Genomic DNA, 11252 nt, shown 5'->3' with positions numbered 1-11252 from the left:
GGGAGGGGTGAGGCCGACCCGGGTTTTGGGTCGGCCTCTGGGGTTAGGCGACGGCGGTTGCTTCTAGTTCGACCATCAAGGGTGGGAGTGCCAGGCGGGTCACGCCCAGCATGGTGGTGGTCGGGGCTACTCCGGCGGCGGCGAGGCGGGAGGCCAGGACGGCGTAGTGCTGGAAGAGTTGGTCGACGTCGGTTGTGTAGACGTTGAGTCGGATGAGGTTTTCCAGGGTCATGTCGGCCTCGTCCAGGACGGTTTCCAGGTTGTCGAGGCTCAGGGTCAGTTGTGCCTTCATGTCGTCGGGGTGCTGGGGGTTGCCGTCGGCGTTCATCGCGGTCTGGCCGGAGATGTAGAGGGTTCGGGTCTCACCGGAGACGGCTTCGGCCTGGTTGTAGCCCATCTGGACTGACCACGGCCAGGGGTTGACCGGCGTGCGCTCTATGGTCATTGCGGCTCCGTTCGTTGGGAGTAGTCGGCTCTGGTGGCCGACGTGGTGAGAGCCTGCCAACTAATCACGACATCCTGTGTCATGTATTCGCTAGGGTTTTCGGGTGCGTGCCGACCGGTTGGTTTCGCTGGTGCTGCTGCTGCGCCGGCGCGGTCGGTTGTCCGCGGCCACGCTGGCTCGCGAGCTGGAGGTGTCCACGCGGACCGTCCTGCGGGACATCGAGGCGTTGTCGGCGGCCGGGGTTCCCGTGTACGCCGAGCGCGGGCGGCATGGGGGTTTTGAGCTGCTGCCCGGTTTTCAGACGGAGCTCACCGGGCTGAACCACGATGAGGCGCTGGCGCTGCTGATCGCCGGGTCGCGGCGGGGCGCGCAGGCGTTCGGGCTCGGGTCGGCGCTGGCGTCGGCCATGCTCAAGGTCGTTGACGCGCTTCCGGAGAGCCAACGGGACGTTGCGGCGGGGGCGGCTCAGCGGTTGCTCATCGACCCGGAGATCGACCTGCTTTCGCGGCGGCAGGTCGCCGAGGAGGTGCCCGATGTCGTGGTGGCCGAGGTTCGGCAGGCGGTGTTCGCGGGGCACAAGTTGCGCATCCGCTATGTGGCCAAGGGTGGGGCGCCCCAGTGGCGGACGGTGGATCCGGTTGGTCTGGTGACCGTTCGGGATCTGGGCTACCTGCTGGCGCGGAGGGACGGTGAGGACCGCACCTACCGACTGTCTCGGATCCTGGCCGCTGAGGAGCTCGACGAGCCCGCTCAGCGGCCGGAGCAGGTCGATCTGGACCGGGTCTGGCAGGAGCGCAGCACGCGGTTCCGGACCGGGGGCGACCAGGTTGCCGTGATGGTGCGGGTGAATCCGGCGCGGCGGGACGAGCTGGTCGGTACCGCGCTGGCCGTCCTCGACGAAGAAGCCGAGCCGAATGGGTGGGTGCGACTAGAAGTGACCTTCCAGGACCGGAGGCACGCCGAGTGGGCGCTGTGGCAGCTCGCCACTAGCGCGGAGGCATTGGAACCGGAGTGGTTGCGTACTTCGCTGCGCGATCGGGCTGCCGCTATCGCTGCCTGCTACGGCGTCGGCTCTAGCGACGCACCTTGAAACCCAGGTGCAGGACGCCGTCGCCCTGGATGACCGTGTGGGGATGCTCCAGTAGGTGCTGGCCGTTGACGGTGCCGAAGTAGCGTTTGCCCGTTCCGAATACCGCGGGCACCAAGTCCATGGCCACCTCGTCCACTAGGCCGGCTGCGAGAAGTTGGCCGCCCACGTTGCCGGCGTTCACGCTGATGGTTCGTTCTCCGGCGAGTTCTCGGGCCTTGGCGATCGCCGCCGTTATGTCGTTCACGAAGTGGTAGGACGCCTCGGGGTGCCAGCCTTCGGGCTTTGGCCGGTGAGAAACCACGACCACGTGGTCTCCGGCGGGCGGACGGCCCTCCCAGCCGTTCACCAGGTCGAACAGGGTGCGGCCCATCACGATGGTGCCGATCCCGTCCCAGATCGGCCGGATGTACTCCGCCGAAGCTTTGGAGACCTTGAAGGCGGTTCCTGTTCCGGAATGGTCGAACTGCTCGTCGCCGGTGTCGGTGATCGGGGTGTCTCCGTTGAAGTACCAGTCGTGGAGCGGCCCGACGTCGTCGTTGTCGTCGGCGATGAAGCCGTCCACCGACACCGCGCAGTGCATGATCACTGGGCCCATGGGGTCTCCTCCGGTCGCTTGCGTCTCGGCCTGCGATCCTGGCGCCCTGGGAGCGGACGGGATTGTAAAAAATCAATCGGCGGGCATCGGGCCGCTGTCCGGCGGGAACGCCGCGTCGGCGGGGAACCGGCGCCGCAGGGCCAGGTATTGCGTCGGGGTGTGGCCGGTGAAGTCCTTGAACTCCCTGATGAAGTGGGCCTGGTCGCAATAGCCCGCCATGTGGGCGAGGTCCGGCCAGTCGACCGGACGCCGGGCGTCCACGGAGAGGATCAGCCGCGCGAAGCGGTAGATCCGCGCGACCCGCTTCGGGGTGACCCCGACATGGGACTTGAACTGCGCGGCCAGGTGGTTGCCACTTACCCCGGCGGCATCGGCCAGCGCGCCGACCGGTATCGCGCCATGGCCGGTCTCTAGGCGCCCGGCGGTGTGCTGGACGAGGTCGAGGCCGAGCGAGGGTGTGCCGGTCAGTCGCGTTCGCAGTTCGTCCTCCACGGCGCGCAGTGTCTCGGCGGCCGATGTGATGTCGCCGATCTGGTTTCGGATTCGGTCTACGGAGCGTTGCCAGACTGCGTCTACCGGCACCCATCGGTCGCGTAGTTCGGACGCCGGAATGTCGATGAACGGCGAAAGCCCCCACGGTTTGAAATGCACCCCGACCAGCCGCACTCGTGCGGGGTATTCGATGAGGAAACGCCTCGTCCATATGCCCATGAACCAGCCGTCGGCGACCATCGCCGGCGGCACGGAAGGGTCGGAGTCCCGCAGGCGGGCGGGCTCGCCCAGGTTGATGAACAGGTGCGCCGACGGCATCGGCGGCACGTTCAGCCGGCGGTGGCGCGGCACTCCGGACATGCAGTAGATGTCGTCGATGAACCGGTCCAGCGGCGGCCCGGGCACCCGGCCGACGTATTCCATCGAACCAGTGTGGACGAGGACGGTTCAGGTCAGGCGGTGTTTGGCCTGCGGCCACGGGGTCGGGTCCGTGTCGTCCTCGTTCATCATGATCTCCTCCTCGTACCAGCCGGTTCCCGAGAGCCAGGACTGGAGCCAGGAGGCGAGGCTTTCGGCGTCCTCGTACCAGGCGATGCTCCAGTCGTCCTCTACGGCGTTCGGTTCGTAGAGGAGGACGGGGCCCTGAGGGTCGGTGCAATCGACCGCCGCGTACATTGCGCAGCCCCAGTCGAGGATGGGGATGACTCCGGCCGGCCATTCGCCGGGGACGTATTCGGCGTGATACGAGCTCACGACGGTGCGGCCTTCGCCGATCAGGGGCAGGAGTTGGTAGTCGGGGCCGAAGCCGCCATTGCCGACCTCCTGGTAGAGGCGAGCGAGGAGGGGCGGCAGGGGGAATCCCAGGGCCGTTTCCGCTTCTCGCACCTGGTCGGGGGTGGCACGGGTCAGTTCGACCGATGACTCCTGGGCCGCTCGTTCCGCGACCAGCTTCAGCAATTCGTCGTGTTCCGTCACCCGACTCATGATGGCGATCGCCTCCGACATAGGAGCCGGCCCGGGGCCTCCGCTCCGCGGCAAGTGCTGTCCTCCGGCGAACAGGCCCCTGTTCGCCCGGGTTCGGGCGGGTGGTGAACTGCTTGGCCGCCAGGATCAGCATGAGCACGCCCATCCGGACGGACGCGCGGCCCTCGCCGGTCAGGGGGTGACGATGGGGAAGTTCGGGTCGGGTGTGTCCAGGACGGCGACGAGCCGCCGCAGGGCGGCGCCGTCTCCGGAGGCGGCCATGCCGCCGGGGTCCTCGCCGGACGCGAGCTTGAACAGCATCGGCCTGGTGAGCGTGAGCGTCAGGTCGGCGCCTCCCGTCTCGCCGGTGGGACGATGGGTGAGGACGCCGTTCGACAGGGTCATCCGGTAGCGCTCACCGCTGTCGGTGAAGTCCCAGTCGATGGTCAGGTGCTCGTCCCACGCCTTGGGGCCGTCCACCCGGATCGCCATCGAGTCGAAGACCTGCTCGACGGTCAGCCCGGCGGTCATGCCGCCGGCGATGCTCATCGGGAGCGGCCTGACGCCCTCGCGCAGTTCCATCGCCCCGGTCAGGAAGAAGTTGCGCCAGGTCCCGTTCTCCGCGCCCTCGCCGAGCCGCCGGTAGACGTCCGCGAGCGCCGCCTTGCCGTCGTCGTTGGACGGGTCGGCGAACACCACATGGTTCAGCAGCGTCGCGGCGAACCGGAGATCGCCCTGCGCGGCGTAGTCGCGGGCCATCGCCATCCTATTCGACGCCCCGCCCATGCACTCGACGTACCGCTGCGACTCCTGGACGGGCGGATGCTGCCACAGGTGCGCCGGGTTCCCGTCGAACCAACCCATGTACCGCTGGTAGACGGCCTTGACGTTGTGGCTGACGGAGCCGTAGTAGCCGCGCGCGTGCCACGCTTCGGCCAGGGCCGGCGGCAGCTCCATCATCTCGGCGATCTCGATGCCGGTGTGGCCCTGGTTGAGCAGCCGCAGCGTCTGGTCGTGCAGGTAGGCGTACAGGTCGCGCTGCTGGGACAGGTACGTGACGACGGCCTCGCGGCCCCAGGTCGGCCAGTGGTGGGAGGCGAACGCGACGTCGGTGGCGTCGGCGAACAGGGTGATCGCCTCGTCCAGGTACCGCGCCCACATCCGCGCGTCCCGGACGAGCGCGCCGCGCAGTGTCAGCAGGTTGTGCAGGTTGTGGGTGGCGTTCTCGGCCAGGCACAGCGCCCGAAGCCCGGGGAAGTGGAAGTTCATCTCCGCCGGGGCCTCGGTGCCCGGGGTCAGCTGGAACGTGATCCTGACACCGTCGATGACCTCTTCCTGGCCCGTCCGGGTGACGTCGGTGTTCGGCGGCAGCAGGGAGACGCGTCCGGTCGAGGCGGTCTGGCCGAGTCCGGTGCCGACCATCCCGGCCGGGCCCCGGTCGAGGTTGGCGCCGGTGTGGTAGGCGCCGCGGCGGGCCATCGCCGTCCCCGCGTAGACGTTCTCCGCGACCGCGTGCTCCAGGAACCCCGCCGGCGCCAGGATCGGGATCCCGTCCGGGTTCCCGGCCGGGACGACGCCCTCCGCGCCGCCGAAGTGGTCGACGTGGGAGTGGGTGTAGACGAGCCCGGTCACCGGGCGGTCCCCGCGGTGCTCCCGGTACAGGGCGAGCGCGGCCTCCGCCGTCTCCACCGAGACGAGCGGGTCGATCACGATGACTCCGCGGCCCCCCTCGACCAGGGTCATGTTCGACAGGTCCAGCCCGCGGACCTGGTAGATCCCGTCCGTCACCGCGAAAAGGCCCTGCTTGGCGCACAGCTGCGACTGCCGCCACAGCGACGGGTTCGCGGTGTCCGGGCACGGCCCGTCGAGGAACGCGAAGGCGTCGCAGTCCCACACGACGCGCCCGCCGGCGTCCCTCACCTGACCGGGAGTCAGCGGGGCGACCAGGCCCCGCTCGGCGTTCTCGAAGTCGGTCCGATCGTCGAAAGAGAGTCCGCCCATGGTTCTCATTTAGCGTGACGGCGAGTAGATCCCGGGTCACCGGCGGGCAAGTCCTTGGCCGAGTTCGGCGTCAGGGGCGAGGGTGGTCGCCGCCCTTCAGCTGGTCGACCGCGTGCGGGAGGACGCGGGCCAGCACGGCCATGCCGTCGCGGACACCGCCGGTGGAGCCGGGGAGGTTGACGATGATGGTGCGGCCCGCGACGCCCGCCAGGCCGCGGGAGAGGATCGCCGCGGGCACCTTCTCGCGGCCCTCCATGCGGACGGCCTCCGCGATGCCCGGGATCTCCCATTCGAGGACCTGGCGGGTCATCTCCGGGGTCTGGTCGGTCGGGGTGAGGCCCGTCCCGCCGGACGTGATGACGACGTCGTAGCCCTCCGCGACCGCGTCGCGCAGCACCTCGGCGACCGGCGGGCCGTCCGGGATCACCACCGGGCCGTCCACCTGGCAGCCGAGGTCCTCCAGCAGCTCGACCAGGACCGGCCCGGACTTGTCGGCGTAGACGCCCGCGGCGGCGCGGTTGGAGACCGTGACCGCCATCGCCCTGATCACCGGCGCCACACGCCCTTCTTGCCGCCGGTCTTCTCCTCGACGCGGACGTCGGTGATGACGGCGGCGGGGTCGACCGCCTTCACCATGTCGACGAGGGCGAGCGCGGCGACGCTGACGGAGGTCAGCGCCTCCATCTCGACGCCCGTGCGGTCGGCGGTGCGGGTGACCGCCTCGATCGCGACGCCGTCGTCCGTGATCTCCAGGTCGACGGTGACGCCGTGTAGCGCGATGGGGTGGCACAGGGGGACGAGGTCGGGGACGCGCTTGGCCCCCATGATCCCGGCGATGCGGGCGACGGAGATGGCGTCGCCCTTGGGGATGTCACCGGCGCGCAGAAGGGCGACGCAGTCGGGCGACAGGCGGACGAAGCCCGTCGCCGTCGCCGTCCTGGCGGAGACGTCCTTCGCCGACACGTCGACCATGCGGGCCGCGCCGGTGTCGTCCAGGTGGGTGAACTCAGTCACGAGGGCAACCTCAGAACGTTGACGTTGGTACCGGCCTGCACGGCCTCTGTGTCTTCTGGAAGCTCGATCAGCGCGTTCGCCGAGGAGAGGGACGCCAGCTGGTGCGAGCCCTGCACCTCGGCGGGGGTCACGCTGTAGGAACCGCGGTCGAACGACAGCTTCCCGCGCAGGTAGTGGCGCAGCCCGGCGGGTGACTTGACGTCCTCGGCCAAGACGGCGCTCACGGTCGGCAACGGCTCCGGTGGTAGCCCCTGCATGGCGAGCAGCGCGGGACGGACGAAGACCTGGAACGACACGTACGCGCTTACGGGGTTCCCAGGGAGCGTGAAGACGGGCGTGCCTTCAAGGAGGCCGAACCCTTGCGGCTTGCCCGGACGCATCCGCACCTTGTGGAAACCCACCGTGCCGGTCAGCGCTTCCTTGACGACGTCCCTGGTCCCCATGGAAACGCCGCCGGTGGTGATGATGGCATCGGCTCGGACGAGCTGGTCGTGGAGCATTTCCAGGACGTTGCCCGGCTCGTCCTCGACCGTGGCGTGGCGGAAACCCACTCCGCCTGCCTCGACCACGGCGGCGATGAGCATGAAGCTGTTCGATTCCCAGATCTGGCCCGGGGCCAGGGTGGCGCCTGGCTCGCGCAGCTCATCGCCTGTGGAGACCACCACGACGCGGGGTTTCGGACGTACCGTCACCCGGGGCCGTCCCACGGCCGCGACCATGCCGAGCTGGGGCGCGGTCAGCCGCGTGCCCACGGGCGCGACGACCTCCCCGGCGCGGACGTCCTCGCCGGCGCGCCGGATGTAGTTGCCCGGCGGGGCCGCGCGGAAGACCCGCACGTTGGCGTTCCCGCCGTCCGTCCACTCGACCGGGATGACCGCGTCGGCGCCGGCGGGCAGCGGCGCGCCCGTCATGATCCGCGCGGTCAGGCCGGGCCGGATCGCGGACACGCCGGAGTCGCCCGCCACGATGTCGCCGACCACGGGCAGCGTGACCGGGGACCCGTCGGCGGCCGCCGCGATGTCGGCCGCGACGACGGCGTAGCCGTCCATCGCCGAGTTGTCGAACGGCGGCAGCGGCACCGGCGCGGACACGGGCTCCGCGAGCACCGTGCCCTGCGCCTCCAGCAGCGCCAGGTCCAGCGGGGGCAGCGTCTTCACGCTGCCGAGGATCTCCTGCAGATGCTCATCGACCGTTCTCATGACCACGCCTTCCAGTGTGGCGCGTCGTCACGCGTCCCCGGAGCCGCCCACGCCGCCCGCACCGTCCTGGGACTGGACGAACTCGCGCAGCCACGGGATGAACTCCGGCGCCAGGTCGGGACGTTCCGCGGCGAACTGGACGACCGTCCGCAGGTACTCCAGCTTGTTGCCGGTGTCGTAGCGGCGCCCCCGGAACTTGACGCCGTAGACGCCGCCGCCCTGGTCGGCGGGCGTGTCGGCGAGGGTGCGCAGCGCGTCGGTCAGCTGGATCTCGCCGCCGCGCCCCGGCGGGGTCTTCTCCAGCACGTCGAACACCGCGGGGTCGCAGACGTAGCGGCCGATGATGATCCAGTTGCTCGGCGCCTCCTCGGCGGCGGGCTTCTCGACGAGGTCGGAGATGCGGACGACGTCGTCCTCGTCCGTCGCCTCGATGGCCGCGCAGCCGTAGGCGGAGACCTGGTCGGGCTCCACCTCCATCAGCGCGATGACGCTGCCGCCGTACTGGTTGCGCACCTCGATCATGCGGCGCAGCAGCTTGTCGCGGGCGTCGATCATGTCGTCGCCCAGCAGCACCGCGAACGGCTCGCGGCCGACGTGCTGGCGGGCGCAGTGCACGGCGTGCCCGAGGCCGCGCGGCTCGCCCTGCCGGACGTAGTGCATGATCGCGAGGTCGCTGGACTCGCGCACCGCGTCCAGCCGCCCGTCGTCGCCCTTCGCGCGCAGCGCCTCCTCGAGCTCGTAGGCTCGGTCGAAGTGGTCCTCGATGGACCGCTTGCTGCGCCCGGTGATCATCAGCACGTCGCTGAGGCCGGCGTCGACCGCCTCCTCGACGACGTACTGGATCGCCGGTTTGTCGACGATGGGCAGCATTTCCTTGGGAGTCGCCTTGGTGGCGGGCAAGAATCGGGTACCGAGGCCGGCCGCCGGGACGACCGCCTTGAGTACAGGTGCAATGTCGGCCATGTACCGACCCTAACCATCCGTGAGGACGACAGCGTGCAGGACATCGTTTCGAAGACCGATCTCCGGACGGAATTGCTGGCCCGGCGTGCGGCGATGCGACCGGAGGAGCGCTCCGCCGCGGCGCGGCCCATCCGGGACGCGCTGCTGTCGCTGCCCGAGGTGGAGATGGCGGGGACCATCGCGGCGTACGCCTCGATCGGCGACGAGCCGGACACGCGCAGCCTGCTCTTCGCGCTGTGGAAGCGCGGAACGTACGTGCTGCTCCCCATCCTGCTCCCGGACGGCGACCTCGACTGGGCGTCCTACGAGGGGCCCGACTCGCTGGTGCCGGGGGCGCGCGGGTGCCTGGAGCCGTCCGAGCCGCCGCGCGGGCCGGGCGCCATCGCCGGGGCGGACGTCGTCCTGACCCCGGCGGTCGCCGTCGACCGGACCGGGGTGCGGCTCGGCCGGGGCGGCGGCTCCTACGACCGGGCGCTCGCGCGTGTCGGCCCGGCGATCCTGACGGTCGCGCCGCTGTACGACGGCGAGCTGGTGGAGGCGCTGCCGGTCGAGCCGCACGACCAGCGCGTCCGCGCCGTCGCCACGCCGTCCGGCGGGTTCGTCCGGCTGAGCTGACCCGCGCGCCGGCCGGGGAACGCGACATCTGGAGCGGAGACGCGCCGTCGGAGCCGGTACGGGGACGTGCGGAGCGGGACGTGCGAAACATCGCGTTCAGGGTAAAACCGCAGGCCATACGGCGGTCGGCGGCGTTTCCGACATGCCGATGCTCAACCGGAAATGCGCGATCGACCGTTGAATCTGTAGGATTGCTAAACGTTCAACTTTGACGACCCCGAAGGGCGGGATGTGCATCTCGACATCTGGCTACTCCTCGGGGCCGCGCTCGTACTCTGCGCCATCATCGCGGTCAGGCTGTCCCACAAGGCGGGACTCCCGACCCTGCTGGCGTACATGGCCCTCGGCCTCTTCATCGGCGAGTCCGGTCCCCTCCACATCCGCTTCGACGACGCCGAACTCGCCGAGACGCTCGGGCTCGCCGCCCTCGTCCTGATCCTCGCGGAAGGCGGCATCACCACCGACTGGCGGCGCATGCGGCCGTCGGTGCCCGCCGCGGTCAGCGTGTCCATCATCGGCACCCTGATCAGCATCGGCATCGTGGCGGCCGCCGCCATCTGGCTGATCGGAATGGACTGGCGCCCCGCGTTCCTGCTCGGCGCCGTGCTCGCGCCGACCGACGCCGCGGCCGTGTTCTCCGTGCTGCGCCGATTGCCCCTGCCCTCGCGGCTGATGGGCCTGCTGGAGGGCGAGTCCGGCTTCAACGACGCCCCCGTCGTCATCATCGTGGTCACCCTCAGCGCCCACAGCGCCGCCCCCAACCTGGCCGAACTGTTCGGCGTGATGGTGTACGAACTGGTCGCGGGCGCCGTCATCGGCATCGCGATCGGCTGGCTCGGCGCGCAGGGGCTACGCCGCATCGCGCTGCCCGCGTCCGGCCTCTACCCCATCGCGGTGATGTCGCTGGCCGTCGGCTCCTACGGCATGGCGTCGCTGCTGCACGCGAGCGGGTTCCTCGCCGTCTACGTGAGCGCGCTGGTGCTCGGGAACTCGCGGCTTCCGCACCGTCCCGCCACCCGCGGCTTCGCCGAGGGCGTCGGATGGCTCGCCCAGATCGGGCTGTTCGTGATGCTCGGGCTGCTGGCCGACCCCGGCGACCTCCCCGGCCAGATCCTGCCCGCGCTGATCATCGGGTTCGTGCTGCTGCTGATCGCCCGTCCGGTATCGGTCGTGCTGTCCACGGTCGGGTTCAAGCTGACCTGGGGCGAGAAGATCTTCACCTCCTGGGCCGGGCTGCGCGGCGCCGTGCCGATCGTCCTCGCCACCATCCCGATGGTCGCCGACATCCCGAACGCCGACCGGCTGTTCGCGATCGTCTTCAACATCGTCGTCCTGTTCACCCTGCTCCAGGGGCCGACGCTGCCGCTCGTCGCGCGCTGGTGCCGGCTGTCCGGCGACGAGCAGACCCGCGAGCTGGACGTCGAGGCCGCGCCGCTGGAGGAGCTGCACGCCGACCTGCTGGAGGTCCGGATCCCCGCCGACTCGATGCTGAGCGGCGTGGAGATCTTCGAGCTGCGGCTGCCGCCGGGCGCGTCCGTCACCCTCATCGTGCGGGAAGGGTCGAGCTTCGTCCCCGAACCCACCACGCCCTTGCAGTCCGGTGACACCCTCCTGGTCGTGACCACCGACTCCGTGCGCGAAGCGGCGGAGCGGCGGCTGCGCGCGGTCAGCCGCAAGCTGGCGGTGCGCTGAACGGCGTCCGGCGAGGTCTCCGGAATCCGTGAACTGCGGGCGCACCAGGAACGCGACGGCGTAGGCCACGAGGCGGCGCCCGTCGCCCTGCGGGTCGGCGGAGCCCAGGGCCGCCATCAGCGCGACGGCCGGCTCCCGGAAGTGGCGGCCGCTCGCGTCGTACAGCGACCGCAGTTCCGGGCG

The 11252-nt window shown here is 70.3% G+C and carries 12 protein-coding genes and 1 pseudogene; 3 read left to right on the top strand and 10 right to left on the bottom strand.

Features of this window, described 5'->3' with window-relative positions:
* Window positions 1-43 precede the first annotated feature (43 nt).
* Window positions 44-439 (bottom strand): RidA family protein, encoded by a 396-nt coding sequence (locus ETD96_RS31675; protein ID WP_205719541.1) that lies wholly within the window; start codon window positions 437-439, stop codon window positions 44-46.
* A 109-nt stretch (window positions 440-548) separates the two neighbouring features.
* Here ETD96_RS31675 and ETD96_RS31670 point away from each other — a divergent pair, with 109 nt between their 5' ends.
* A complete protein-coding gene (locus ETD96_RS31670) occupies window positions 549-1535 on the top strand; it encodes a helix-turn-helix transcriptional regulator (protein WP_138640159.1) in 987 nt (328 codons plus the stop codon).
* Here ETD96_RS31670 and ETD96_RS31665 read toward each other — a convergent pair.
* The 8 genes from ETD96_RS31665 to galU form a co-directional block, all read right to left on the bottom strand.
* The gene (locus ETD96_RS31665) at window positions 1519-2115 is read right to left on the bottom strand and encodes a dihydrofolate reductase family protein (RefSeq protein WP_274704657.1); all 597 of its coding nucleotides are present in this window, start codon (window positions 2113-2115) and stop codon (window positions 1519-1521) included. The genes ETD96_RS31670 and ETD96_RS31665 overlap by 17 nt on opposite strands.
* Before the next feature lie 87 nt (window positions 2116-2202).
* On the bottom strand, window positions 2203-3027 hold the full coding sequence (locus tag ETD96_RS31660) for an AraC family transcriptional regulator (RefSeq protein ID WP_205719540.1): 825 nt from the start codon (window positions 3025-3027) through the stop codon (window positions 2203-2205).
* 42 nt (window positions 3028-3069) lie between these two features.
* A complete protein-coding gene (locus ETD96_RS31655) occupies window positions 3070-3597 on the bottom strand; it encodes an SMI1/KNR4 family protein (protein ID WP_240808366.1) in 528 nt (175 codons plus the stop codon).
* Window positions 3598-3777: 180 nt separating this feature from the next.
* On the bottom strand, window positions 3778-5586 hold the full coding sequence (locus ETD96_RS31650) for an alkyl/aryl-sulfatase (protein ID WP_138640156.1): 1809 nt from the start codon (window positions 5584-5586) through the stop codon (window positions 3778-3780).
* A gap of 70 nt (window positions 5587-5656) precedes the next feature.
* Window positions 5657-6124, bottom strand: coding sequence for a MogA/MoaB family molybdenum cofactor biosynthesis protein (locus ETD96_RS31645; protein WP_138640161.1), 468 nt, complete (start codon window positions 6122-6124; stop codon window positions 5657-5659).
* Between the two features lie 8 nt (window positions 6125-6132).
* Window positions 6133-6600 (bottom strand): cyclic pyranopterin monophosphate synthase MoaC, encoded by a 468-nt coding sequence (gene moaC / locus ETD96_RS31640; protein ID WP_138640155.1) that lies wholly within the window; start codon window positions 6598-6600, stop codon window positions 6133-6135.
* Window positions 6597-7799, bottom strand: a complete 1203-nt coding sequence (gene glp / locus ETD96_RS31635; protein ID WP_138640154.1) for a molybdotransferase-like divisome protein Glp — start codon at window positions 7797-7799, stop codon at window positions 6597-6599. Before glp ends, moaC begins: the two co-directional genes overlap by 4 nt.
* Before the next feature lie 27 nt (window positions 7800-7826).
* The gene (gene galU, locus ETD96_RS31630; RefSeq protein ID WP_138640153.1) at window positions 7827-8762 is read right to left on the bottom strand and encodes a UTP--glucose-1-phosphate uridylyltransferase GalU; all 936 of its coding nucleotides are present in this window, start codon (window positions 8760-8762) and stop codon (window positions 7827-7829) included.
* Between the two features lie 33 nt (window positions 8763-8795).
* Here galU and ETD96_RS31625 point away from each other — a divergent pair, with 33 nt between their 5' ends.
* Window positions 8796-9377, top strand: a complete 582-nt coding sequence (locus ETD96_RS31625; RefSeq protein WP_138640152.1) for a 5-formyltetrahydrofolate cyclo-ligase — start codon at window positions 8796-8798, stop codon at window positions 9375-9377.
* Window positions 9378-9608: 231 nt separating this feature from the next.
* Window positions 9609-11069 carry a potassium/proton antiporter gene (locus ETD96_RS31620; RefSeq protein ID WP_138640151.1) on the top strand — a complete coding sequence of 487 codons (1461 nt, stop codon included), beginning with the start codon at window positions 9609-9611 and terminating at the stop codon, window positions 11067-11069.
* Window positions 11070-11120: 51 nt separating this feature from the next.
* Here ETD96_RS31620 and ETD96_RS48425 read toward each other — a convergent pair.
* A pseudogene (locus ETD96_RS48425) lies at window positions 11121-11243 on the bottom strand (TetR/AcrR family transcriptional regulator); the annotation flags it as partial.
* Window positions 11244-11252 lie beyond the last annotated feature (9 nt).

Source organism: Actinomadura geliboluensis (assembly GCF_005889745.1).
Taxonomy (GTDB): domain Bacteria; phylum Actinomycetota; class Actinomycetes; order Streptosporangiales; family Streptosporangiaceae; genus Spirillospora; species Spirillospora geliboluensis.
The sequence above is the reverse complement of the archived record's forward strand: the minus strand, read 5'-3'. Positions and strand labels throughout refer to the sequence as shown.

Coding starts and splice junctions, on each gene's coding strand:
- glp (WP_138640154.1), bottom strand. CDS start 7,799: ATGAGAACGGTCGATGAGCATCTGCAGGAGATCCTCGGCAGCGTGAAG.
- galU (WP_138640153.1), bottom strand. CDS start 8,762: ATGGCCGACATTGCACCTGTACTCAAGGCGGTCGTCCCGGCGGCCGGC.
- ETD96_RS31650 (WP_138640156.1), bottom strand. CDS start 5,586: ATGGGCGGACTCTCTTTCGACGATCGGACCGACTTCGAGAACGCCGAG.
- ETD96_RS31645 (WP_138640161.1), bottom strand. CDS start 6,124: ATGGCGGTCACGGTCTCCAACCGCGCCGCCGCGGGCGTCTACGCCGAC.
- ETD96_RS31665 (WP_274704657.1), bottom strand. CDS start 2,115: ATGCACTGCGCGGTGTCGGTGGACGGCTTCATCGCCGACGACAACGAC.